Origin of the sequence: Streptomyces sp. NPDC057474, from assembly GCF_042802555.1 — a bacterium.
Lineage (GTDB): Bacteria > Actinomycetota > Actinomycetes > Streptomycetales > Streptomycetaceae > Streptomyces.
In genome coordinates this window covers 1-24,970 of the sequence record NZ_JBHVDX010000151.1, presented here as the reverse complement: position 1 = coordinate 24,970, position 24,970 = coordinate 1, and the positions used below count along the sequence as shown (strand labels likewise).

Below are 24,970 nucleotides of genomic sequence, written 5' to 3'. Positions count from 1 at the left end.
GGCCCGCACTCTGCCCGAGTTTCCGGGGGTAACAGCGGCCGCCCCACGGACGGCGGCGGTCGCCGCCGGTGGCTACTTCTTGCCCTTGCCGCCGCCGGTGCTGTCGTCGCTGGACAGGACGGCGATGAAGGCCTCCTGTGGAACCTCCACAGAGCCCACCATCTTCATCCGCTTCTTGCCTTCCTTCTGCTTCTCCAGCAGCTTCCGCTTACGGGAGATGTCACCGCCGTAGCACTTGGCGAGGACGTCCTTGCGGATGGCACGGATGGTCTCGCGGGCGATGACGCGCGATCCGATGGCGGCCTGGATGGGCACCTCGAAGGCCTGGCGGGGGATCAGCTCGCGCAGCTTGGCGACGAGCCGCACACCGTACGCGTACGCCGCGTCCTTGTGGGTGACCGCCGAGAAGGCGTCCACCTTGTCGCCGTGCAGCAGGATGTCGACCTTGACCAGGCTGGAGCTCTGCTCGCCGGTGGGCTCGTAGTCCAGCGACGCGTAGCCGCGCGTCTTCGACTTCAGCTGGTCGAAGAAGTCGAAGACGATCTCCGCGAGCGGCAGTGTGTAGCGGATCTCGACACGGTCCTCGGAGAGGTAGTCCATGCCGAGCAGGGTGCCGCGCCGGGTCTGGCACAGCTCCATGATCGACCCGATGAACTCGGAGGGCGCGAGGATCGTGGCGCGCACGACAGGCTCGTACACATCGTCGATCTTCCCCTCGGGGAACTCGCTCGGGTTGGTGACCGTGTGCTCGGCGCCGTCCTCCATGACCACGCGGTAGACCACGTTGGGCGCGGTGGCGATCAGGTCGAGCCCGAACTCGCGCTCCAGCCGCTCGCGGATCACGTCGAGGTGCAGCAGACCCAGGAAGCCGACGCGGAAACCGAAGCCGAGGGCGGCGGAGGTCTCCGGCTCGTACACCAGCGCGGCATCGTTGAGCTGAAGCTTGTCGAGGGCGTCGCGCAGCTCGGGGTAGTCGGAGCCGTCCAGCGGATACAGGCCCGAGAAGACCATCGGCTTCGGGTCCTTGTAACCGCCGAGCGCCTCGGTGGCGCCCTTGTGCAGGGTGGTGATCGTGTCACCGACCTTGGACTGGCGGACGTCCTTCACGCCGGTGATCAGATAGCCGACCTCACCGACACCGAGGCCGTCGGCCGCCTTCATCTCGGGGGCCGAGACGCCGATCTCCAGCAGCTCGTGGGTTGCGCCGGTGGACATCATGCGGATCCGCTCGCGCTTGTTGAGCTGACCGTCGATGACACGGACGTACGTCACGACACCGCGATAGGAGTCGTACACCGAGTCGAAGATCATGGCGCGCGCGGGGGCGTCCTGGACTCCGACCGGGGCCGGGACCTCGGCGACGACCCGGTCCAGCAGCGCCTCGACGCCCAGACCGGTCTTGGCGGAGACCTTGAGGACGTCCTCGGGATCGCAGCCGATGAGGTTGGCGAGCTCCTCGGAGAACTTCTCCGGCTGGGCGGCCGGCAGGTCGATCTTGTTCAGTACGGGGATGATCTTGAGGTCGTTCTCCATCGCCAGGTAGAGGTTGGCGAGGGTCTGGGCCTCGATGCCCTGGGCCGCGTCGACGAGGAGGACCGTCCCCTCACAGGCCGCCAGCGACCGGGACACCTCGTACGTGAAGTCCACGTGCCCGGGGGTGTCGATCATGTTGAGGATGTGCGTGTTGCCCGGGTCCTCGGTCGGGGCCCAGGGCAGTCGGACCGCCTGGGACTTGATCGTGATGCCGCGCTCGCGCTCGATGTCCATGCGGTCGAGGTACTGAGCACGCATCTGCCGCTGATCGACCACCCCGGTCAGCTGGAGCATCCGGTCGGCGAGCGTGGACTTGCCGTGGTCGATGTGCGCGATGATGCAGAAGTTGCGGATCAGAGCCGGGTCGGTACGGCTCGGCTCGGGCACATGGCTAGGGATCGCGGGCACGCAGGGTCCTGATTCTTGAGGTGTCCGCAGCCGTCTGCGGTCTCGGGTCGGATCTAGCGGGTCTTGTACGTAGGCACCATGGTCCCACGGGCGGAGAACTGCGACCGGTTTGGGCCGACCCGTGGGCTGCTGGTAGCGTGGGCGGCTGTGTCTCATGCCCTCTCAGCAGGAGGCACAGCCCAAGAAAATCAAACGGTGTCCGAGGCATGCACGGCGTGTCCTGCATGACCTCCATGTCCTCGCGCACCTGTAGCTGAAAAGGCTCATTCGTGGCGAACATCAAGTCCCAGATCAAGCGGAACAAGACCAACGAGAAGGCGCGCCTTCGCAACAAGGCCGTCAAGTCGTCGCTCAAGACCGCAATCCGCAAGGCCCGTGAGGCCGCTGCCGCGGGTGACGCCGAGAAGGCCACCGAGTACCAGCGCGCTGCCGCGCGTCAGCTCGACAAGGCCGTCTCGAAGGGCGTCATCCACAAGAACCAGGCCGCCAACAAGAAGTCGGCGCTTGCTTCCAAGGTCTCTGCCCTCAAGGGCTGAGCTCCACCTTTGATCTGACCGCCGGCTGGACCAGAGCGGGCCCTCTCTCATCCGCTCCCACCCGGCACCCCGGACCCGTACGCGGCCTGCGTTCGCCACGCGGGTACAGGTCCACAAGCTTGAACCAAGGCCCCGCCCTCCACCCCTTCCCCAGGGATGGAGAGCGGGGCTTTCGGCATGGGATCAGCTTCGCGCTTTCAGACCACGGTGAACTGGATGTTTTCAGGGGCACGGGAAGCCTCGGCGCCTTCAGGAGCTCGGGAAGCGGCGGTTTTTTTCAGGGGCTCGGCAAGCTTCGGTGCCAGGGGCACAGGGAACTGCGGCGCCTTCAGGAGCTCGGGAAGCGGCGGTTTTTTTCAGGGGCACGGGAAGCTTCGCTGCCTTCAGGGGCTCGGGAGCCGCATGCTTTTAGGGGCGCGGGGAACTGCGCGACAAGCCCCGCCGCTCCCGCACGTACCCACACACAGCACCCCTCCCCCCTCCCGGGGTCGAAGGGGCAGCGCCCCTGGATGGGGGTCCCCCCGCTCGAGCGGAGCCGAGAGTGGGGGAGCGACGGGTAGGGGCGCCGTGGGCGAGAAAACTCAGCCTCGACGCGACCGCGCAGCCCGCGCAATCACCACAACCGCCTTCTCCAACGCGTACCCGGGATCATCCCCCCCACCCTTCACCCCCGCATCCGCCTCAGCCACCGCCCGCAACGCAACGGCCACCCCATCCGGCGTCCACCCCCGCATCTGCTGCCGCACCCGATCGATCTTCCACGGCGGCATCCCCAACTCCCGCGCGAGATCCGCCGGCCGCCCACCCCGCGCCGACGACAGCTTCCCGATCGCCCGCACCCCCTGAGCCAACGCACTGGTGATCAACACCGGCGCCACCCCCGTCGCCAGCGACCACCTGAGCGCCTCCAACGCCTCCGCCGCCCGCCCCTCGACGGCCCGATCGGCCACCTCGAAGCTCGACGCCTCGGCCCGCCCGGTGTAGTACCGCCCGACCACGGCCTCGTCGATCGTCCCCTCGACATCCGCGACCAACTGCGACGCCGCGGCCGCCAACTCCCGCAGATCACTCCCGATCGCGTCGACGAGCGCCTGGCACGCCTCGGGCGTGGCGGACCGCCCGAGTGTCCGGAACTCCCCCCGCACGAACGCCAGCCGATCCCCCGGCTTCGTCATCTTGGGGCACGCCACCTCCCGCGCCCCCACCTTGCGCGCCGCGTCCAGCAGCGCCTTCCCCTTGGCGCCGCCCGCGTGCAGCAGCACCAGGGTGATCTCCTCGGCGGGAGCCCCCAGATACGCCTTCACGTCCTTGATCGTGTCGGCCGACAGATCATGCGCATTGCGTACGACCACGACCTTCCGCTCCGCGAAGAGCGACGGACTCGTCAACTCGGCGAGCGTGCCGGGCTGCAACTGGTCCGAGGACAGATCCCGTACGTCCGTGTCGGCGTCGGCGACCTTCGCGGCGGCCACCACCACCTGGACCGCACGATCGAGCAGCAACTCCTCCTGCCCCACGGCAAGCGTCACGGGGGCGAGAGGATCATCATTCGCAGTCTTCTTGGCCATCCCACACAGCATCCCACGGGCCACTGACAACCCGTCCCGCACGGCAGCCGCGCTCCGGACGGGGCGCGGGACTGTGACATGTGCGGCTCCGCAGCGCGGCCGCGAGCCACCCCCACCGACCCGCGGCCGACGAACCGACGCGCCGCCCCGCACGGCAGCCGCGCTCCGGACGGGGCGCGGGACTGTGACATGTGCGGCTCCGCAGCGCGGCCGCGAGCAACCCCCACCGACCCGCGGCCGACGAACCGACGCGCCGCCCCGCAGTCACCCGGCGCTCACCGGCGGAGCGTCACGGCTCCTCCCGCCACCCCTCCCACTCCCCCGCGAACTCGTCCAACGCCACCGGATCAAGCCGCCCCCGCTCGTCCCGCAGCACCAACAACCACTGTGCGTCCTCGGCGTCGTCCTCCCCGGCCAGCGCGTCCCGCACCAGCTGCGGCTCCTCGTCCAGCCCGAACCGCTCCCCGAGCGCCTCCGCCGCCGCCTCCGCCGCGTCACGATCGGGCAGCACCAGCACATGTCTCACATCACTCACGCCCCCATTTTCCGCCACGCGCACCCCACCTCCGTCCCCTTCAACGCATCCCACACCCCGCCCCTGTCCCCTGACACGTCCCGCTCTCCTCCCCCACCCCCTAACGCACCCCGCGCCCCTCCCCCATCTCCGGCACCCGGCCCAACTCCATCCCGAACCGCTCCCGGTACACCGCCAGCACCTCCCCGTCCGTCGTCAGTTCGGTCACCTCCCGGTCGCCCTCCGCCGAGGTGACCGTGAGCGTGCGGCCGCTGAGGGTGAGGCGTCCGCCGCCCTCGGCGACCCGGGAGCAGACGAGGGACTGGGTGAAATGGGAGGCCGGTGAGGTGCTGTGCCACCAGGCCCCGGCCACGAAGTCCCCGAGCACTCTCGGCCGCGCCTCCAGCCGGTACTGGGGCTTGCCGTCCCGGAACACGTCCAGGTCCCCGAACTCCCGCCCCCCGCTCTCCCGGTCCGGCTCGGCCACCCGGAACGTGCCGCCCGGATCCACCTGCTCACCCCGGCCCTCGAACTCCAGCGGATAGTGACTGTTCGCCCCGAACCCGACATCGGCCAGCCAGTCGCCCCCGTCCACCGTCCGCACCCGCAGCGCGAGATGGTCGTACGGGATGCCTAGCCGCCCCTCCTCGCCGTAGACCCGCGCCGCGAGCAGCGTCACATCGAACCCGAGCTCCGCGAGCAACGCCCCGAACAACCCGTTCAGTTCGAAGCAGAAGCCGCCCCTGCGCTCCCCGACCACCTTGTCCAGCAGCCGCTTCTCCTCCAGGACGATCTCCTCTCCGAGATGGATCGACAGGTTCTCGAACGGCACCGTCCGCAGATGACGCAGGTGCAGTTCACGCAGTACGTCGATGGTGGGCCAGGCCGGCTGCTCGGCTCCGAGACGGCGAAGGTAGGCGTCAAGCTCTGCGGTATCCATGACGTCAGTCTCTCGCCACGAGCAACTCCTTCGCTGTACCCGCGACGGCGATCGCGCCGTCCTCGTCCGTACGCAGCACCGTGGCGCCCCCGGCCCGCAGCGCCGCGACCGTACTGGGGGCCGGGTGACCGTAAGGGTTGTCCGCGCCCACCGAGATGAGCGCCAGCCGTGGGGCCATCGCGCGTATCAGGCCCGGATCCTGGTAGGCCGAACCGTGGTGGGCGACCTTCACCACGTCCACGGCTCCGAGCGCCGCGGCCTCCGGGGATCTCGCCAGTTCCCGCTGTCCGGGAGGTTCCAGGTCGCCGAGGAGCAGCAGGGTCAGTCCGGCCGAGCGGACGAGCATGGTCACGCTGGCATCGTTCGGCCCGTCCGGTGCGGCGGCGTCGCCCGGCGGCCACAGCACCCGCCACGTGAGGCTCCCTGTGCGCCGCTCCTCCCCGGCCACGGCCCGCGTCAGCGGAATCCGCCGGGCCGCCGCCTCCCTGCGCACGAACTCGGCCTGGTCCGCGGGCTCCTCGAACCCCGTCGCCGCGATCGCCCCCACCGAACGTCCCCGCAGCACTCCCGGCAGCCCCACCACATGGTCGGCATGGAAGTGGGTGAGCACGACCAGCGGGATCCTGGTGATGCCCAGCGTCGTCAGACAGCGGTCGACCAGCACAGGATCGGGACCGGCGTCCACGACCACCCCCGCGCCGTCGCCCGCCGCGAGGACGGTCGCATCGCCTTGCCCCACATCGCACATCACGAATCGCCAGCCCGACGGCGGCCACCCCGTGATCACCCTCGTCAGAGGCGGTGGCTGCACCACGACCAGCAAAAACGCCACCAGGCAGACCCCCGCCAGCCATGGGTGGCTGACGATCCGCCGCCCGATGAGGACGAGGACCACGGTGACCAGGGCGAGCAGCAGCGCGCCGGTCCAACTGCCCGGCCAGTCCACTCCCGCGCCGGGCAGCGATGCCCCGGTGCGGGCGATGTCCGCAATCCAGCCGGCGGGCCAACTCGCGCACCAAGCGAGGCACTCGGCCACGGGCATCGCCACCGGAGCCGTCGCCAGCGTGGCGAACCCCAGCACCGTCGCAGGGGCCACCGCGAACTCCGCCAGCAGATTGCACGGCACCGCCACCAGGCTCACCTTGGCCGACAGCACGGCGACGACCGGCGCGCACACCGCCTGCGCGGCTCCTGCCGCCGCCAGCGCCTCGGCCGGACGCGGTGGCACCCGGCGCCGCTGAAGCGCCGCACTCCAGCGCGGCGCGAGGGTGAGCAGGGCTCCGGTCGCGAGGACGGACAGCAGGAAGCCGTAACTGCGGGCCAGCCAGGGGTCGTACAGCACCAGCAGCAGGACCGCCGTCGCCAGCGCGGGGATGAGGGACCTGCGGCGTCCCGTCGCGATGGCCAGCAGCGCGATCGAACCGCAGGCCGCGGCCCGCACCACGCTCGGGTCCGGCCTGCACACGATCACGAAACCGAGCGTCAGCGCACCGCCGGCCAGCGCGGTCGCCCGCAACGGAATCCCGAGCCGGGGCGCGAGCCCTCGTCGCTCGGCCCGCTGCGCCAGCCCCGGCGGCCCGATGAACAGGGCTAACAAGATCGTGAAGTTGGCCCCGCTGACAGCGAGCAGGTGCGTGAGGTCGGTCGCCTTGAACGCCTCGTCCAACTCGGCGGGGACCCGCGAGGTGTCCCCCACGACGAACCCCGGCAACAACGCCCGCGCGTCCGCGTCCAGCCCGTCGGTCGCCTCCCGCAGCCCCGCACGCAACCGCCCCGCGAGCCGCTGCACCGCACTCGGCTCCTCCACCACGTCCGGCGCCCCACCGCCCCGCACCCGCAGCACGGCCGCCACCCGGTCTCCCCCGACCATGGCCGGCACGACCTGGGCCACCACCCGCACCCGCGTGGACGGCAGAAGCGAAAGCCAGGACGAACGACCACCAGGACCTCGCCCCCCACCGTCACGCCCACCTTCACCCCCACCGTCACCCGAGCCCGGGCCGACGCCCGCTCGGCCAACATCCGAGTCCGGGCCGACGCCCCCGCCGTCACCTGCGGCCCGGCCCGCACCGACGTAGGGCCGCCCCTCCACATCGACGATGACCAACACCGGTGTCCGCGTGTCCACGACCGTGCCGTCGGGGCTCCGCACGCGTCGTACCTCGGCCTGGAGGAGCACGGCGGCCGGGGCCGCGTGGTTGCCCTTGATCCGGGGGCGGGTGAGGCGCGGGTCGGACGTCAGCTCAGCATCCGCGGTCACACGGGCGTACTGCTCGGCCAGGGCGGGGACGGGCCCCCGCCTCAGATCCGCCCCATGCAGCCCGGCGGAAGCGGCAGCCGCTCCGGCGCACAGCAGCACAGCGGCGACGGACACCTTCGTCCAGGCCCCGGCCCCACGCCGCGCCCGCCTTCGCCCCTGCCGCTGCCCCTGCCCCTGCCCCTGCCCCTGCCCCTGCCCCTGCCCCTGCCAAGGAACGAGCAGGGCCACGCCCACGACCAGACAGACCACGACCACTCCCGTGACCCACCCGGGCGAGGCGTGCACCATCAGCGCCGCCGTCGCCCACGCGGCCAGCGCCGGTGGCACGAGACGCAGATCCGTCGGCCCCTCCTGCCTGGGGTGCGCGTCGCCGAGCCGGGTGCCGGAGGCCGCGTGCACGGCGGACCGCGGCGGAGCACCCCGCACCCCAGCCGCCGCCGACGCCCCCTCTTCCCTCGCCTTCATGGCCGTACCAGGTTCCGCAGGTCTGCGAATCGCCGGTCGCCGATCCCGTTCACCTCGCGCAGTTCGTCGACGGAGCGGAAGCCGCCGTGTTGCGTGCGGTAGTCGATGATGTGCTGAGCGAGGACGGGGCCGACGCCGGGCAGCGTGTCCAACTGGTCGGCGGTGGCCGTGTTGAGGGAGACAGGGGCCGCGGGCGCCGCTCCCGTGACGGCTCCGCCGGTCCCGGCCCCACCGCCGCCGCCCGCCCCCGGCACCTCGCCCGGCCCGGACACCGGCGCCGGACTGCCGACCAGGACCTGTTCGCCGTCCACGAGGAGTCGGGCGCGGTTGAGCCCGTCGGTGTTCGCACCCGGCCTCACACCGCCCGCCGCCCGCAACGCGTCGGCGACGCGGGAGCCGGCCGGCAGCCGTTGGATCCCCGGTCTGCGCACCTTCCCGCCGACGTCCACCACGATCGAGGGCCCGACCGTGGGAGCCACTGCTCCGGCCGAGGCGCCCGGCGCCGCCACCTGGCCGTCCCCGAGCTCACCGAACGAGGCCGCCGGACCCCCCGAAGCCCCTGGGGCACCCGCCCGCACCACCTCGGGTGCACTCACCGGCTGGGTCCGGCCCGCCCAGAAGTGCTGTGCCGCGAAGACCGCCGCGACGACCAGCACCACGCTCAGTGCGACCACGCTCTTCCGCTCGATGCCGCACCGCACCTGCAACCACAGCGGCAACCGCTCCCGCACAGCCGGCCCCACACGCTCCCGCCACGCACCCCTCGCATCGCGATCGACAGAGCTGTCGTCGACATCACGACCGGATGCGGCCCGGTCGGTGACAGCGGCACCGGAGGGAACACCGTGGACGACGGCACGGCTGTCGACAGCACCACCGCCGCCGAGGCCTCTCCCACGCGCAGCGGCCTCGCACGGGACGTCATCGTCGGCCCGACCCCCGAACTCATCCACGCCACCGTCCATGGCTGGAGCACCGGAGCCCACGACCCCTTCGGCGGCAAGAGCACCGGAAGTCACGGCCCCCTCCGCTACCGGAGCACCGGAACCCGCAGATCCCTCCGCCCAGGCCACGCCGACCCCGACCCCAGTCCTCCCTCTGGGTGCTCCCGGGGGCCCGTGCCCCAACTCCCGGGGCTCCCCGGCCCTTTCGGGGAACAACGCCTCCGCGCGCAGGCGGAGCGTCTCCGCCGATGCCCGGCGACGGCCCGCCCTGCCCCTCGGCTGTCGAGAGCGGTGTCGGGCGCGCCCGTCCGAGGACGGGCCCCGGCCCGGGCCGCTGGTGACTGTCGCCGTACGTGAACGTGATCGAAGTGCCATGCGACGAGGATCGGGCAAGCTCGCCCACTCGCGATGATCTTGCTCGATTCCCGTGGATTACTACCCAGTTGTGGATAACTCCGTCACCCACACGAGCGACGGCCACCACTCCAACCGAACGGCCCCAGCCCCAGCAGTACCCCTGCCCCGCCCCTCACCGAGGAGAGACAACCGCCCCCAACAACCCAGGCCCCGTATGTGCCCCGATGACCGCCCCGACCTCGCTCACATGCAGATCGGCCAGCCCGGGCACCCGTTCCCGCAGCCGCTCCGCGAGCGCCGAGGCCCGCTCGGGCGCGGCGAGGTGATGGACGGCGATGTCGACCGGCGCTCCGCCCGCCCGCTCGGCGACGATCTCCTCCAGGCGGGCGATCGCCTTGGACGCCGTACGCACCTTCTCCAGCATCTCGATGCGGCCGCCGTCCAGCTGCAGCAGCGGCTTGACCGCCAGCGCGGAACCGAACAGCGCCTGCGCGGCGCCGATCCGTCCGCCCCGGCGGAGATAGTCCAGGGTGTCGACGTAGAAGAAGGCGGACGTCCCCGCGGCCCGCTTCTCGGCGGCCGTGACGGCCTCGTCCACCGTGCCGCCCGCCTCCGCGGACTCGGCGGCGGCCAGGGCGCAGAACCCGAGGGCCATCGCGACCATCCCGGTGTCCACCACGCGCACCGGCACGGGTGCCTCGCGCGCCGCGAGCACGGCGGCGTCGTACGTGCCCGAGAACTCGGCGGAGAGGTGGAGGGAGACGATGCCCGTGGCGCCCGATTCCGCGACCCTGCGGTAGGTCTCCGCGAACAGTTCGGGGCTGGGGCGGGAGGTGGTGACGGACCGTCGCTTCTGCAGTGCCTGGGCCAGGGACCGCGCCGAGATCTCGGTACCTTCCTCGAGCGCCTGGTCGCCGAGGACCACGGTCAACGGCACCGCGATGATGCCGTGACGCTCCATCGCCGGCGGCGGCAGGTAGGCCGTTGAATCGGTGACGATCGCGACATGGCGGGACATGAGCTGGAGGTTACCCGCCAAGCCCCGCCGACGGCAGCCCGGCCCCTCTCACCTGCGAGCGTACAGAGCGGGCCGACCGAGCCTGCCGAGCAGACCGGCTCAAGTCGTGCTCTCCGGACGGGGCTTCTTCTGCCACGGGTACGTCGGCCGCGCCCTCGGCGGGGCGATCGCGGGCTTGGGCGGCTCCTCACCACTGGGGGACTCACCGCTGCGGGACTCACCGCTGCGGGGATCGGCTCCGCGGGACTCGGAGGTCTCCTGCCAGGTCTGCCCCGTGGAGGCGCTGGTCTCGGGCTTCGACGCCTCGGGCCAGACCGGCGTTGGCTCGGCCTTGGGCGCTTCGGGCCACACCGAGGTGGGTTCCGTCGTCCAGTGCCGCAGCGCGCCCGCCTCGACGTCAATCTGCGCGCTGAGCGTGTCCAGGTCGTCCTCCGCGAACTTGCGGGCCCGGTCGTGCGCCGCCCAGCGCAGTGAGTCGGCGGACTTGATGATCCGCTCCGTACGCTCGCGCAGCGCGGGCAGCCGCTGGGCCAGCTTGCTCCGGTCCGGCTCGGGCTCCAGGCGCCGAAGCTCGTCGTCCAGTTCCCGGCCGTGCTTGCTGAGCTGCTCGAAGAGGGCCAGGGACTCCTTCAGGGACTCGTCCTCGCCCACGCCCGCCTGCAACGCCTCCTGCGTGGCCCGCATCGACGTGCGCAACTTCAGCCGCAGGTCGGCCAGTTGCCCGACCGGGCCCGGCTGGGCCAGGCTTCTGGCGCGCAGGGTGGTGTCCTCGACGGTCCGCTTGGCCTGCGTGATCGTACGGTCCACGCCGCGCTTGGCCGCGCCGACCGCCTTCACCGTGGCGTACGCGCCCAGCACCACGAACAGCACGAAGAGCAGGGCGAGGACTGCGATGACTTCCACGACGCGCTCCTCCTTCTCCGACCGGCACGACATGTGCCGCGGCGCTCTTCAACGGTAAACGCAACAGACAGGTCCCGAGTTCCATCCGAACCCGGAACCTGCCCGTAGGGGACGACCCCGAACCGCTTCCTGTCGGCAGCCGAACGACTACCGACAGCTACCTCGGGCCGCGTCGCCCGCTTTCGCTCACGTGACGATGTTCACCAGCTTCGGCGCCCGCACGATCACCTTCCGGATCGGCGCCCCGGCCAGCGCGGCGACCACCTTCTCGTCACCCAGGGCCACCTTCTCCAGCTCCTCCTCGGAGATGGCCGGCGACACCTCCAGGCGGGCCTTGACCTTGCCCTTGATCTGGACGACGCAGGTGACGGCCTCGTCGACGACGTACGCGGGGTCGGCGACGGGGAAGTCCTGATGCACGACCGAATCCACATGCCCCAGCTTGCGCCACAGCTCCTCGGCGATGTGCGGGGCCAGCGGCGCGACCAGCAGGACCAGGGCCTCGGCGACGGAGCGGGACACCGGGCCGCCCACCTTGGTCAGGTGGTTGTTCAGCTCGGTGACCTTGGCGATCGCGGTGTTGAACCGCAGGCCCGCCAGGTCCTGGCGTACGCCGTCGATGGCCTTGTGCAGCGCCCGCAGGGTGTCCTCGCCGGGCTCGGCGTCCACCACGGTCACCTCACCGGTGGCCTCGTCGACGACGTTGCGCCACAGCCGCTGCAGCAGCCGGAACTGACCCACCACCGCGCGCGTGTCCCACGGCCGGGAGACGTCCAGCGGGCCCATCGCCATCTCGTACAGCCGCAGCGTGTCCGCGCCGAACTCCGCGCAGATGGACTCCGGAGTGACCGCGTTCTTCAGGGACTTGCCCATCTTGCCCAGCACACGGCTGACCTTCTCGCCCTGGTAGTAGTACGCGTCGTCGCGCTCCTCCACCTCGACGGCCGGCACCGCGAAGCCACGGCTGTCGCGGTAGACGAAGGCCTGGATCATGCCCTGGTTGAACAGCTTGTGGAACGGCTCGGCCGAGGAGACGTGGCCCAGGTCGAACAGGACCTTGGACCAGAAGCGGGCGTACAGCAGGTGCAGCACGGCGTGCTCGGCGCCGCCGACGTACAGGTCGACACCGCCGTGCGGCCGGCCCTCGCGCGGCCCCATCCAGTACCGCTCGATCTCCGGGTCGACCAGCTTCTCGGAGTTGTGCGGGTCCAGGTAGCGCAGCTCGTACCAGCAGGAACCGGCCCAGTTGGGCATGGTGTTGGTCTCACGGCGGTACGTGCGTGGGCCGCGGCCGTCGCCCAGGTCCAGCGTGACGTTCACCCACTCCTCGTTCCGCGACAGCGGCGTCTCGGGCCGGGTGTCGGCGTCGTCCGGCTCGAAGGTGCGCGGCGAGTAGTCCTCGACCTCGGGCAGCTCCAGCGGCAGCATCGACTCGGGCAGCGGGTGGGCGACGCCGTCCTCGTCGTAGACGATCGGGAAGGGCTCGCCCCAGTAGCGCTGGCGGCTGAACAGCCAGTCGCGCAGCCGGAAGTTGACCGTGCCCTCGCCGATGCCCTTGCGCGCCAGCCACTCGGTGATGCGCGCCTTGGCCTCGACGACGCCCAGGCCGTCCAGGGACACACCGTCACCGGTGGAGTTGATGATCTTCGCGTCGTACGACCCGAAGGCGTCCTCCCAGGTGGAGGTGTCCGTGCCGCGGCCGTCGGTCGGCTCGACGATGCAGGTGATCGGCAGTTCGAAGGCGCGCGCGAACTCGAAGTCGCGCTGGTCGCCCGCCGGGACGGCCATGATCGCGCCGGTGCCGTAGCCCATCAGGACGTAGTCGGCGATGAAGACCGGGATCTTCTCGCCGTTGACCGGGTTGGTCGCGTACGAGCCGATGAAGACACCGGTCTTGTCCTTGGCCTCGGCCTGACGCTCGACGTCGGACTTCGAGGCGGCCTGCGCGCGGTAGGCGGTGACGGCGTCGGCCGGGGTCGCGTGACCGCCGGTCCACACGTCGCGGGCACCCTCGGGCCAGGCGCCCGGGGTGAACTTGTCGACCAGCGGATGCTCGGGGGCCAGGACCATGTAGGTCGCGCCGAACAGGGTGTCGGGGCGGGTGGTGAAGACCGTGATGTTCTCGCCGTCGATGGGGAAATCGACGCGGGCGCCCTCGGAACGGCCGATCCAGTTGCGCTGCTGCAGCTTGATGGCCTCGGGCCAGTCCAGCTCGTCCAGGTCGTCCAGCAGACGGTCGGCGTACGCGGTGATGCGCATGTTCCACTGGCGCAGCTTGGCCTTGAAGACGGGGAAGTTGCCGCGCTCGGAGCGGCCGTCGGCGGTGACCTCCTCGTTGGCCAGCACGGTGCCCAGGCCGGGACACCAGTTGACCGGCGCGTCGGAGGCGTACGCCAGGCGGTACTCGCCCAGCACGTCGGCGCGTTCGGCGGCGCTCAGCGCGCTCCAGGAGCCGCCGCCCGGCAGCGCGCGCTCACCGGATTCGAACTGGGCGACCAGCTCGGCGACCGGGCGGGCCTTCTTCGCCTCGTCGTCGTACCAGGAGTTGAAGATCTGCAGGAAGATCCACTGGGTCCACTTGTAGTAGTCCGGGTCGATCGTGGCGAACGACCGGCGCTTGTCGTGGCCCAGGCCCAGCCGGCGCAGCTGGGACTTCATGTTGCTGATGGCCGCTTCGGTGGTGATCCGGGGGTGCTCGCCGGTGGCCACGGCGTGCTGCTCGGCGGGCAGGCCGAAGGCGTCGAAGCCCAGGGTGTGCAGGACGTTGTGGCCGGTCATCCGCTGGTAGCGGGCGAAGACGTCGGTGGCGATGTACCCCAGGGGGTGGCCGACGTGCAGGCCCGCGCCGGACGGGTACGGGAACATGTCCATGATGAACTTCTTGGGCCTGGCGGCCGACTCGGCGTCGCCCGCCAGGTCGCCGCTCGGGTTCAGCGCGGCGTAGGTGCCCTCGACGTCCCAGAAGTCCTGCCAGCGTGCCTCGATCTCGGCCGCGACGGCGGCCGTGTAGCGGTGCGGCGCGGCATCCACCGACATACCTGTGGCCGCGGGGTTCGTCTCGCTCATGATCCTCAAAGCTCCATCGATCGTCTCTGCCAGCGGGCTGTTCGTCCAGGAAACGAAAAATCCCCTCGCACAGGAGGGGACGCCGCGCCGATTCCGACCACGCCGTTCATCGGCGGTCGGGACTGATCAGCGCGGCTCGCTAAGCAGAAGGCGTACGGCACGCATGGGCTCAGGGTACCGCAGCCCCATAGCCGCCGCGACGGCGTTCCGGCCCGCCGATGGACAGGAACCAGCGGTGTGTCAGCCACGGGATCCGGCCAAAAAAGTTGAACTTTATTCAAAACTTACTCCGCGTAACAACCATTAAGGGGCATCACAGATGTGAGATTGGCCCTTGATAACAACGCAATAACTGAAACCTCGTACCGCTCGGTTTGGCACCACTTACAGTTCGACGACGGGACCGCTTTCCCGAAACTGTTCGGAGTTGCCCCCATGAACCCTCGTCGCAGTAACAGCTCGCTACCCCAGACAGGCCGCTCGGCCTACGGGATAGCCACGGCTGCCGCTCTGCTGCTGATACCCGTAAGTGTGCTGGTCGGAGGTGACGCGTACCGGGAGTTCCTCGACTTCGGAGCGGGCGTTCTCGCGCTCGTCTCACTGACCTGCTCAGTACTCTGGGGGCTCGTCGCCCAGGACCGGACCCTGCTCACCGTGCGCCAGCGGATCATCGGCCAGGCCGTCCACCGGACGACCGCCATCGCCTCGGTCGCGTTCCTCGTGCTGCACGTCTCGGTCAAGCTGGCGCTGAACCACGTCTCCGCGATCGCCCTCTTCCCCTTCGCCCTCGGCGTGACGGGCACGGGAGCGCTCATCGGTTTCGGCGCGACCGCCGGGGCCATGATGGTCTTCGTCGCCATCACCGGCGCGCTGCGCAGCAACTTCGCGTCCCCGGCGCCGGTCGCGGCACGCTGGCGCGCGATGCACATGATGGCCTACCCGGCCTGGTGTTTCGCGCTGGTGCACGGACTCTACGCGGGTCGCGAAGCGAAGCCGGTCTTCGTGATCCTCTACTCCGCCGGCCTGGTCGCCGTCGCCGCCGCCCTGTTGCTGCGCGCCGCGCCGCGCGAGGTCAAGCGCCAGGTGGTCGAGCGCATCGCCGCCATCCTGGGCACCGACGGCCAGCGGCCCCCCGAGGTCGACGAACTCGTGAAGTCCCGTTCGGCCCTGCAGGGCTTCGAGGAGCCCGGCGGCCGGCGCGAGGGTGGCCGGCGCGACCAGATGCGCGACACCGGGCAGTTCCCGCTCCCCGGCTTCGGCGGCGGGCAGGGCCAGAACCCCCCGCTCGGCGACCCGCTGGTGCCCCCGCAGCGCGCGGCGGCCGCCTCCGCCGACAGCGGCCCCGGCTTCGCGGCCGCGTACCGCGCGGTGTCGATGACCCCGCGCTCCCCGGAACCAACGGCGCCCTATCTGACCCAGCAGCAGCCGCCGTTGGACATGCAGCCCACGCAGGCCATGCCCCGTATGGACGACGGCGCCGGCACGGGCACGCGCTGGCCGGCCCCCTCCCCGCCGCCGGTCGGCGAGGCACCCCCGTCGTCGTACGACCCCATGCAGGACACCTTCGCCGGACAGCCGTTGGGCGGGCAGTCGTATCAGGGCCAGGCGTACCCGGGCCAGACCTACCAGGGCGAGACGTACAACACGGGCGCTTCCGAAACTTCCTACGGAACGGCTGAGACGAACGCCCCCTACGGCACGTACAACCCGAACGACACGTACAACAGCGGTCCCGCCACTGAAACGCTGCCCGGCTACGACTACGACCCGCCGCCGAGCTCAGGCGAACCCTGGAACGCGCCTTCCGGAGGATTTAAGTGAACGAGGCCCTTCCCGACGTCCCCGAAGTCCGTGTGGTGGGGCTCCCCCAGCTCACCTCGGGCTTCGACCTCGTCGAGAGACTCGACCTCCCCATGCACCTGAAGGTGCACGGTCCGCTCGAACCGATGGGCGGCGAACAACTCGCCCAGCTGTCCGAGCGGATCAACCTGAAGGGCAGGGGCGGCGCGGGCTTCCCGTTCCACAAGAAGCTGCGGTCGGTCGCCGAGTCGGCGATCAAGCGCGGCATCCGGCCCGTAGTGGTCGTCAACGGCAGTGAGGACGAACCCGCCTGCCGCAAGGACACGGTGCTGATCAACCGTGCCCCGCACCTCATCCTGGACGGCGCCCTCCTGGTCGCCGAGGCCCTGGGCGCCCGTCAGCTCGTCATCGGGGTGACACGTGAATCCACCGAGCGATCGATGGAGGCGGCCCTCGCCGAGCGCGGGCTGAGCAACCGGCGCGGCGCCGCCATCCGCGCGAGCGTGCAGCGCAACCCGGTCCGCATGGTCACCGGTGCCGCCGGCTCGCTGATCCGCTCCATCGACGGCGGCCCGCCCATCCCGCCGGGCCGCAAGACCAGTGCGTCCAAGAGCGGTGTCGGCGGCGCGCCGACCCTGCTCTCCAACGCCGAGACCTTCGCGCAGCTCGCCATCGGCGCCCGCATCGGCTCCGAGCGGTACGGCAACACCGGCCTGTACGACGAGCCGGGCACCGTCATGCTCACTGTGTCCGGCGCGGTCGCCCGCCCCATGGTGATCGAAGCGCCCACCGGCGTGCCGCTGCGCTACATCCTGCAACTCGCCGGGGCGCCGCCGGTCCCGCAGGGCGTGCTGACCGGCGGCTACCACGGCAAGTGGATCGACGCGGCGACGGTCAACGAGGCGGTCGTCTCGCGCAACTCGCTGGACGCGGTGGGCGGTGCGCTCGGCGCGGGCGCGATCCTGCCGATCAGCCAGGACACCTGCCCGCTCGGCGAGTCGCTGCAGGTCGCCAAGTGGCTCGCCGAGGAGAGCGCGGGACAGTGCGGTCCCTGCTACCTCGGCCTGCCGGCCGCCGCGCGCGGTATGGAGGACATCCTCAACGGCGGCGGTCCGGCCGCCCTGGAGGCCCTCAAGCAGGTCGCGAAGAACGTCAAGCGCCGCGGCGCGTGCTCGCACCCGGACGGCTCCGCGATGTTCCTGGAATCGACCGTCAAGGCGTTCACGGACGACCTCGCCGCGCACGTCCTCGGCAACGGCTGCGGGCGCCCCGTCGAAGGGGTGCTGCCGCTCTTCGAGGGCGGCAGGATGCCGACCGGCATCCCGGGCAGCGCGGCCGAGGAGGAGACCGGCAGCCGTCAGAAGATCTTCGTCGACTGGACCCTGTGCCGGGGCCACGGCCTGTGCGCCGACATCCTCCCCGAGGTCTTCCAACTCGGCGCCGACGGCTTCCCCACCGTCGCCCAGGCGAAGGTCCCCCAGTACGCCGAGGCCAAGGCCCTCCGCGCGGTGCGCCGCTGCCCCGCGCTCGCCCTGCGCCTCGAGGAGGACAACCGCGCCTCCGCCCCGTCCCGCAACCTCCCGGTCCTCTCCCAGGGCCGCGGCCGCCGGGCCCTGGGCAGCGGTCGCTGAAGCACGCCGAAGGGCGGGTCACCCCGAGTGGGGTGACCCGCCCTTCCTGTCTCTATCCCTGGCCTCTATCCCTTGCCTCTATTCCTGCCTCTTCTCCGTCACTGTCGCTCGCGTCGCCAACAACGCGAAGACCCCGTCCACTTGGACGGGGTCTTGTCTGTGGAGCTAAGGAGAATTGAACTCCTGACCTCCTGCATGCCATGCAGGCGCTCTACCAACTGAGCTATAGCCCCTTGCTGTGTTGTCCGCCCGGTCTCCCTGGCGACGACGCCAACATTACCGGTCCCCCGCGCGCACCACCAAATCGTTTCCGTCGGGTGCGGATTGTGGGTTGATTTGGGAGTTGATGTCGGATTCCGAACCACCCACCACTCACCCGCCGTTCGCACCCCTGCCGACGGCGGCCACCCAGCCCCGTACAGGCCCTGCACGGGGCCCTGGCCCGCCTGCCGCACGCTCAGGACCCCGGCGGGTCGCCGACTCGTCCTGGCGGCCGCCACAGGGGCACTGCCGGTTGCGAGACGCTCAAGCGGTCACGAACGAGTAGAAACGCTTGAGTGTGCAGTGCTCTTCGAGGAGCCGGCCGTAGATCGGCTCACCCTCCAGTTCGCGGTACGTCTCGATCGGGTCGCCTTTTATGATCAGTGCCCGCGCGCATTCCTCGCACCAGTACTGATAGTCGGCGTTGACGGGCTCCATGTCGCGGACGATGGGCGTGCCGCTGCCGCACCAGTCGCACTTCCTCCTGTGTGCACCCATCGATCAGCTCCAGCTGTGGCCGCAGGCCGTGCACACGTAGGAGATCCCTCCGTTGTCACCGAGGACTTGGGCAACGTGGAGCGAACCGCAGGAAGGGCAGAGGAGGGTGGTCTTGCTCCGCATCACCACCGCTGCGGGAAGGTCGTGGACCCTCCCGCGGATGCTCGCAGGCATCGCTTCTCCCTCCCGTCGGGCCGCGCCCCCTTCCGGCCGTTTGATTCTGCCACGGCCGGACCAATACGGTCAGCGACGCCTTCGTACCAGTCCGGGCAAGCGGCGGGAAAGAAGGCCGTCCGCAGAGGTATACGCCTCCGGGGCGGCGAGTGCTCAAGAAGGGACGCAGGTCACACACGAAAGATCCCGTCCCCTCGCGGGAACGGGATCTTCTGTACCGATCTGTGGAGCTAAGGAGAATTGAACTCCTGACCTCCTGCATGCCATGCAGGCGCTCTACCAACTGAGCTATAGCCCCTTGCGTCACGCGGCGGAGCCGCATGATGTTTCGGCCCCGCTCGGCGGGGCGAACAAGAAGAACTTTAGCCTGCGACCAGCCGGAAAGTGAAATCCGGGCCGCGGCCCTGGTACGAGGCCGCGTACGGGACTCAGTCGTCGTCGCCGAGCACCGGCTCGGGCAGCGTGCCGGCGTTGTGCTCCAGGAGCCGCCAGCCGCGGGCGCCCTCGCCGAGGACGGACCAGCAGCAGTTGGAGAGGCCGCCGAGGCTCTCCCAGTGGTGGGGGTCCAGGCCGAGGAGGCGCCCGATGGTGGTGCGGATGGTGCCGCCGTGGCTGACCACCACGAGGGTGCCGTTCTCCGGGAGCTTGTCGGCGTACCGGAGCACGACGGGGGCGGCGCGGTCGGCGACCTCGGTCTCCAGCTCGCCGCCGCCGCGGCGGACGGGCTCGCCGCGCTTCCACGCGGCGTACTCGTCGCCGTGCCGGGCGATGATCTCGTCGTGCGTGAGCCCCTGCCAGACGCCCGCGTAGGTCTCGCGCAGGCCCTCGTCGTGGCTGACCTCCAGGCCGGTGAGCGCGGCCAGCTCGGCGGCCGTGTTGGCGGCACGCCGAAGGTCGGAGGCGACGATCGCGTCGGGCTGGAGGGAGGCGAGCAGCCGGGCGGCGCGGCGGGCCTGACCGAGGCCGGTCTCGGTCAGCTCGACGTCCGTGGTGCCCTGGAAGCGGCGCTCCACGTTCCACGAGGTCTGACCGTGCCGCCACAGGATGAGCCGACGGCCCCTGCCTCTGCGGTCGGCCGCGTCGATGCCCGCGGTCACCGCAACTCTCCGCCCAGTTCGGCGTCCTCCTCGGCGGCGCGCAGCTTGGCGTGCTCCGCGCCCTTGCCCCGGGTGGCCTTGGCGTCGGCGGGCAGCTCCAGCTCGGGGCAGTCCTTCCAGAGCCGCTCCAGGGCGTAGAAGACCCGCTCCTCGCTGTGCTGGACGTGCACGACGATGTCGACGTAGTCCAGCAGCACCCAGCGGGCCTCGCGGTCGCCCTCGCGGCGGACCGGCTTGGCGCCGAGCTCCTTGTTCAGCCGCTCCTCGATCTCGTCGACGATCGACTTGACCTGGCGGTCGTTGGGCGCGGAGGCGAGCAGGAAGGCGTCCGTGATGGACAGCACATCGCTGACGTCGTACGCGATGACGTCGTGCGCGAGCTTGTCGGCGGCCGCCTGCGCGGCGGTGGTGATGAGTTCGAGGGAGCGGTCGGTGGCGGTCACTAAACGGCTTTCGGTCGTCGGTCAGGAACCCTCACGGGCTACCCCAAGGGTCTCACGGCCCACCGACACCGCCCCACGTGTTAATCGATCAGGCCCCGGAGCAGCGCCGATGCGGCGCTCCGGGGCCCGATCACTGACCATGGCGGTTCGATCAGCCCGTGGTTCCCGTGGTTCCCGTCGTTCCTGTCGTTCCCGTCGTCCCGGTCGTCTCGTAGTTCTGGCCCAGTACGACGGAGACGTCGGCGTTGGACGTGGTCTCGCCCTTCTTCACGGCGCTGGTCGGGAGGCCGAGGGTCTTGGCGACCTCGACGGCGTCCTGTTTGCGGGCCGCGTCGGAGTAGGTGACCTGGGAGGTGGCCTGGGCGGTGGCGGTGGTGCCGGCGTCGAGGAAGGTGTAGCCGCCGTTGAGGACGACCACGCGGGCCTGTTCGGTGGCGTCCTTCTCGCCGGTGGCGTTGCGGATGCCGACCCGGACGGCGTCCCCCGCGTCGGGGCTCTTCGCGGCGCCGCCGAGCAGGTCCTTGACCACGCTGTCGGAGTCCTCCGCGCTGAGCGTGCCGTCCTGCTGGACGGGCAGCGACTCGGTCTTGTAGTCGCCGCCCTTGGCGTGGTCGGCGAGCTTGGCGAGGAAGGTGCCGAGATCCTTGTCGCTGAGCGAGGGATCGAGGATCTGGGCCAGCGTCTGCACGGTGACCGTGGCGGCCTGCGCGTCGGAGGACAGCTTGCGCAGCACTCCCTGCATGACCTGTCCGAACCGCTCCAGCTGCGCGTCCTGCGACTCGCCGGAGGCCCGGTAGGTGGCGTAGGAGACGGCCATCTTGCCGCTGAGGGTCTGCCCCTTGCCCTTGGTGACGAGGGGGGCCTCGGTCTTCCTCTTGGCCTCGGGGTCGGGCACGTTCGCGTTCGTGTCGATGTCGATGTCACCGACGAGTCCGACGAGGTTGTTCAGATACGGGGTGTCCAGCCGCCAGGTGCCCTCGATGTCGGTGCCGAGGACGGTGTCGAGTGCGTCGCGGGTACCGGAGGACCCGTCGTCCTCGACGGACTTGGCGAGCGTCGTCGTGGTGCCGTCGTCGCCGGTCAGGGCGAGGGCGTTGGGGATCAGGACGGTCGCGCCCTGCTTGGTGGTGGCGTTGTCGACGAGCAGCGCCGTGGAGGTGCCGCCCTTCTTGGTGTCGTGCAGATGGACGACGACCACGTCCCGCTTCTGGGCGGCCGCGGAGGTCGTGGTGCCGGTCTGCTCGTCCGAGGACGACCCGGGCAGCATGCCCGCCCACCACATGTAGCCGACGCCGCCGACCGCGACCATGGCGAAGACCACCACCAGGGCGATCAGCCGGCTCTTGGCCCGCCGCTTGGCCTCCTCGCGGCGCTCGGTGCGGTTCTCGGTGAAGTTCAGCCAGTCGATGACGTCCTCGGAGTCACCGTCGGGCTCCTCGACGAAGGCGAACTGCTCGGTGCGGTAGTCCTGTTCGGCGGAGTTCCGCTCCAGGAAGGCGTCACCGGCGCGGGGCTCGCTCTCCTCGGCGGTCTCCGGCGGTGCCGACTGCTGCGGGATGTAGGCGCTCTGTTCGGCGACGGGTGCCTGCCGGCCGGTGCCTGCGGGCTGCCCGTAGGGGTCGTACGGGTCGTAGGCGGGCCCCGGTGCCTGCTGGCCCGTGTCGTAGCCCGCGCCGTACCCCTGCGTCTGCTGCTGCGGGACATGGCCGGTCGCGTACGGGTCGTAGCCGTAGCCCTGGCCGTACCCCTGGGACGGCTGTGTCCCGTAGGGGTCGTACGCGTGCTGCTGAGGCACCTGCTGGGCGGGCACCTGTCGGTACACCGGCTGCCCGTACTCGTCGTAGCCGACGAGCTCGTAACTCTGGTCGCCTCCGTAGCCGGCGTCGTATCGGTCGTTCACCGGTGCCCCTCTCGGCTCACTCGCCGCGGTACAGCTGCCGCTTGTCGATGTAGCGCACCACGCCGTCCGGCACCAGGTACCAGACGGGATCGCCCTTGGCGACTCTCGCACGGCAGTCTGTGGAGGAGATGGCGAGTGCCGGGACCTCGACCAGCGAGACCCCGCCCGCGGGCAGGCCCGGGTCGGCCAGGGTGTGACCCGGACGGGTGACCCCGATGAAGTGCGCGAGGGAGAAGAGTTCTTCGGCGTCGCGCCAGGTGAGGATCTGGCCGAGCGCGTCGGCGCCGGTGATGAAGAAGAGGTCCGAGTCGGGGTTGAGCTCGTGCAGTTCGCGCAGGGTGTCGATGGTGTAGGTGAGGCCCTTGCGGTCGATGTCGATGCGGCTCACGGAGAAGTGGGGGTTCTCGGCCGTCGCGATGACCGTCATCAGATAGCGGTCCTCGGCCGCCGAGACCGAGCGGTGGGACTTCTGCCACGGCTGGCCGGTCGGCACGAACACGACCTCGTCGAGACCGAACTGCGCGGCGACCTCCTGGGCCGCCACGAGGTGCCCGTGGTGGATCGGGTCGAACGTTCCGCCCATGACGCCGAGGCGGCGCCGTCCGGGCTCCGACGGGCGGTTTCCCGGTGCGCCGGAAACGCTGTCGGCCCGGCCGTCCGTGGTGTCGTACGCCTGGTCCGCCGTCTCGTCATGCTCCGGACCGGTAGGCATTTCCTGCTCTCCCATGCGTGGAGAGCCTACCGGCCCGGCCGACGCGCACCGTTCGAACGTCCTTTTGCGCGGATTAGCGATCGCGGTTGAAGCGAGTGGTGATCCACAGCAGCAGCATCAGGGCGAAGAAGGCTCCGCCGCCGGTCAGGTAGGGGCTCAGGCTCTCGTGGTTGCCGCCGTGCTCCCCGCCGCCCTCGGCGGCGAAAGTGACCAAGTCGGCAGCGGTGCTGTGGAAGCTCATCGTCGGCGTGACCTATCCGGGTGTGGGATCGGGATAAAGACCCGCCCATCGTAAGCGGGGGGCTCGCCGGCGATCACGCCGACTCCGCCCAGGAGTGAACGCGGGCACCGCCACGCGCGTACTTCTCGTTCGAGCAACCGTTCGCGCGCGCCGTACGTCCTTCCCGTCGGCGGGCGTCATTCGTCCCGCTTGTATCCCCGCAGAAGGAACCACGCCATCAGGACGGAGCCCAGGACCATCACGATCAGCACCACACGCAGCAGGTTGCCGGCCCCCTGTTCCTTCGCGGCGGTGTCCGCTGCTTCGGTGAGCCATGCGGATGCCGGCAGGTGCGGGAGATGTCCCATGGAGATCGCTCCTTACGGTTGATGCCCTGCCACGGTAACTCCGCCTAGGCTGGACCCCGCTTCGGGGGCAACATGGGCAAACAGAGCATGGGGGAAACATGCCGGACGACAGCCACGAGCAGAACGGGCACGAGAACGTGCCGAGCAGGCAGCGCAGGCGCTTCGAGGGGATCTCCTCCCGGGCGTACGAACACCCCGCGGACCGCTCGGCGCTGGTGGCGCTGCGCAAGCTCAGCGGCTTCGACACGGTGTTCAAGGCACTCAGCGGTCTGCTGCCGGAACGCAGCCTCAGGCTGCTGTTCCTGTCCGACTCCGTACGGGTCTCGGACCAGCAGTTCGCCCACCTCAACACCATGCTGCGGGACGCGTGTTACATCCTGGACCTGGAGAAGGTCCCGCCGATGTACGTGAACCAGGACCCGCAGCCGAACGCAATGTGCATCGGCCTGGACGAGCCGATCATCGTCGTCACCACCGGGCTCGTCGAGCTGCTCGACGAGGAGGAGATGCGGGCCGTCATCGGGCACGAGGTGGGCCACGCGCTCTCCGGCCACTCGGTGTACCGGACGATACTGCTCTTCCTGACGAGCCTCGCGCTGAAGATCGCCTGGATCCCGCTGGGGAACCTCGCGATCATGGCGATCGTGACCGCGCTGCGCGAGTGGTTCCGCAAGTCGGAGCTGTCCGCCGACCGCGCGGGCCTCCTGGTCGGCCAGGACGTCCAGGCGTCGATGCGCGGTCTGATGAAGATCGCGGGCGGCAACCACCTGCACGAGATGAACGTGGACGCGTTCCTCGCGCAGGCCGAGGAGTACGAGGCCGGGGGCGACCTGCGCGACTCCGTGCTCAAGATCCTCAACGTGCTGCCCCGCTCGCACCCCTTCACCACCGTGCGCGCGGCCGAGCTGAAGAAGTGGGCCGAGTCCCGCGACTTCCAGCGGATCATGGACGGGCACTACCCGCGGCGCAGCCAGGACAAGGACACCTCGGTGACCGACACCTTCCGCGAGTCGGCCACGCACTACACGAGCAGTGTCAAGAACTCCAAGGACCCGCTGATGAAGCTGGTCACCGACATCGCGGGCGGCGCGGGCGACCTCGGCGGCCGGGTCCGGCGCGGCTTCGGCGGCTTCGGCAACGGCAGCAGCGGCTCGGGCACCGACACCGACCCGGAGCAGGGCGGCGGCACGGACACCGCCCAGGAGGACAGGCGCCGGGACGACGAGTGACGTACGGCTGCCGCCGCGCCTGACCACAGGAGAAGCGCGCGGCTCGTGTGTTCTTCGGCTGCGGGTGCGTGGGGGCTGGTCGCGCAGTTCCCCGCGCCCCTGGCTTTTTCACGGCCCGCAGGGGC

The 24,970-nt window shown here is 70.4% G+C and carries 20 protein-coding genes and 2 tRNA genes; 4 read left to right on the top strand and 18 right to left on the bottom strand.

Annotated features, from left to right (window positions below; all coding sequences use genetic code 11):
• Positions 1-72 precede the first annotated feature (72 nt).
• Positions 73-1,941, bottom strand: a complete 1,869-nt coding sequence (gene lepA, locus ACFU53_RS32345; RefSeq protein WP_384000372.1) for a translation elongation factor 4 — start codon at positions 1,939-1,941, stop codon at positions 73-75.
• Positions 1,942-2,210: 269 nt separating this feature from the next.
• Here lepA and rpsT point away from each other — a divergent pair, with 269 nt between their 5' ends.
• Entirely contained in the window at positions 2,211-2,477 is a 267-nt protein-coding gene (gene rpsT / locus ACFU53_RS32340) for a 30S ribosomal protein S20 (protein ID WP_384000369.1), read from the top strand.
• A 581-nt stretch (positions 2,478-3,058) separates the two neighbouring features.
• Here the strand turns inward: rpsT and holA are convergent.
• The 8 genes from holA to leuS all read right to left on the bottom strand — a co-directional run bounded on the left by holA (position 3,059) and on the right by leuS (position 14,512).
• Complete coding sequence (gene holA / locus ACFU53_RS32335) at positions 3,059-4,045, bottom strand: DNA polymerase III subunit delta (protein ID WP_384000366.1); 987 nt, start codon at positions 4,043-4,045, stop codon at positions 3,059-3,061.
• A gap of 289 nt (positions 4,046-4,334) precedes the next feature.
• Positions 4,335-4,580, bottom strand: coding sequence for a hypothetical protein (locus ACFU53_RS32330; protein ID WP_078595581.1), 246 nt, complete (start codon positions 4,578-4,580; stop codon positions 4,335-4,337).
• A gap of 100 nt (positions 4,581-4,680) precedes the next feature.
• Entirely contained in the window at positions 4,681-5,499 is an 819-nt protein-coding gene (locus ACFU53_RS32325; protein ID WP_384000363.1) for an arylamine N-acetyltransferase, read from the bottom strand.
• A 4-nt stretch (positions 5,500-5,503) separates the two neighbouring features.
• Positions 5,504-8,158: a ComEC/Rec2 family competence protein gene (locus ACFU53_RS32320; protein WP_384000377.1), complete on the bottom strand. Its 2,655-nt coding sequence runs from the start codon at positions 8,156-8,158 to the stop codon at positions 5,504-5,506.
• A 62-nt stretch (positions 8,159-8,220) separates the two neighbouring features.
• Entirely contained in the window at positions 8,221-9,189 is a 969-nt protein-coding gene (locus ACFU53_RS32315) for a helix-hairpin-helix domain-containing protein (RefSeq protein ID WP_384000374.1), read from the bottom strand.
• Positions 9,190-9,697: 508 nt separating this feature from the next.
• Positions 9,698-10,543: a DegV family protein gene (locus ACFU53_RS32310; RefSeq protein WP_384000359.1), complete on the bottom strand. Its 846-nt coding sequence runs from the start codon at positions 10,541-10,543 to the stop codon at positions 9,698-9,700.
• Positions 10,544-10,642: 99 nt separating this feature from the next.
• Entirely contained in the window at positions 10,643-11,479 is an 837-nt protein-coding gene (locus ACFU53_RS32305) for a hypothetical protein (protein ID WP_384000356.1), read from the bottom strand.
• Positions 11,480-11,632: 153 nt separating this feature from the next.
• Complete coding sequence (gene leuS / locus ACFU53_RS32300) at positions 11,633-14,512, bottom strand: leucine--tRNA ligase (protein ID WP_384000353.1); 2,880 nt, start codon at positions 14,510-14,512, stop codon at positions 11,633-11,635.
• 435 nt (positions 14,513-14,947) lie between these two features.
• Here leuS and ACFU53_RS32295 point away from each other — a divergent pair, with 435 nt between their 5' ends.
• Both ACFU53_RS32295 and ACFU53_RS32290 read left to right on the top strand, forming a co-directional pair.
• The gene (locus ACFU53_RS32295) at positions 14,948-16,333 is read left to right on the top strand and encodes a cytochrome b/b6 domain-containing protein (RefSeq protein ID WP_384000350.1); all 1,386 of its coding nucleotides are present in this window, start codon (positions 14,948-14,950) and stop codon (positions 16,331-16,333) included.
• The gene (locus tag ACFU53_RS32290; protein ID WP_384000347.1) at positions 16,330-17,943 is read left to right on the top strand and encodes an NADH-ubiquinone oxidoreductase-F iron-sulfur binding region domain-containing protein; all 1,614 of its coding nucleotides are present in this window, start codon (positions 16,330-16,332) and stop codon (positions 17,941-17,943) included. Before ACFU53_RS32295 ends, ACFU53_RS32290 begins: the two co-directional genes overlap by 4 nt.
• 160 nt (positions 17,944-18,103) lie before the next feature.
• On the opposite strand, the gene ACFU53_RS32285 is transcribed toward ACFU53_RS32290, so the two are convergent.
• From ACFU53_RS32285 to ACFU53_RS32245, 9 genes are all read right to left on the bottom strand, one after another.
• Positions 18,104-18,176: transfer RNA gene (locus ACFU53_RS32285), tRNA-Ala, on the bottom strand.
• A 292-nt stretch (positions 18,177-18,468) separates the two neighbouring features.
• Entirely contained in the window at positions 18,469-18,702 is a 234-nt protein-coding gene (locus ACFU53_RS32280) for a hypothetical protein (protein ID WP_005479297.1), read from the bottom strand.
• 399 nt (positions 18,703-19,101) lie between these two features.
• Positions 19,102-19,174, bottom strand: a tRNA-Ala gene (locus ACFU53_RS32275).
• A gap of 130 nt (positions 19,175-19,304) precedes the next feature.
• Complete coding sequence (locus tag ACFU53_RS32270; protein WP_384000343.1) at positions 19,305-19,973, bottom strand: histidine phosphatase family protein; 669 nt, start codon at positions 19,971-19,973, stop codon at positions 19,305-19,307.
• Complete coding sequence (rsfS, locus tag ACFU53_RS32265; RefSeq protein ID WP_384000340.1) at positions 19,970-20,416, bottom strand: ribosome silencing factor; 447 nt, start codon at positions 20,414-20,416, stop codon at positions 19,970-19,972. The genes ACFU53_RS32270 and rsfS overlap by 4 nt, the downstream gene beginning before the upstream one ends.
• Positions 20,417-20,567: 151 nt before the next feature.
• A complete protein-coding gene (locus tag ACFU53_RS32260) occupies positions 20,568-22,316 on the bottom strand; it encodes a LytR C-terminal domain-containing protein (RefSeq protein WP_384000337.1) in 1,749 nt (582 codons plus the stop codon).
• A gap of 16 nt (positions 22,317-22,332) precedes the next feature.
• Positions 22,333-23,043, bottom strand: a complete 711-nt coding sequence (gene nadD, locus ACFU53_RS32255; protein ID WP_384000334.1) for a nicotinate-nucleotide adenylyltransferase — start codon at positions 23,041-23,043, stop codon at positions 22,333-22,335.
• Positions 23,044-23,101: 58 nt separating this feature from the next.
• Positions 23,102-23,269 carry a hypothetical protein gene (locus tag ACFU53_RS32250; RefSeq protein WP_189781409.1) on the bottom strand — a complete coding sequence of 56 codons (168 nt, stop codon included), beginning with the start codon at positions 23,267-23,269 and terminating at the stop codon, positions 23,102-23,104.
• Between the two features lie 176 nt (positions 23,270-23,445).
• On the bottom strand, positions 23,446-23,616 hold the full coding sequence (locus tag ACFU53_RS32245) for a hypothetical protein (protein WP_351413242.1): 171 nt from the start codon (positions 23,614-23,616) through the stop codon (positions 23,446-23,448).
• Between the two features lie 98 nt (positions 23,617-23,714).
• On the opposite strand from ACFU53_RS32245, the gene ACFU53_RS32240 reads away from it, so the two are divergent.
• Positions 23,715-24,845, top strand: a complete 1,131-nt coding sequence (locus tag ACFU53_RS32240) for a M48 family metallopeptidase (protein ID WP_384000330.1) — start codon at positions 23,715-23,717, stop codon at positions 24,843-24,845.
• Positions 24,846-24,970 lie beyond the last annotated feature (125 nt).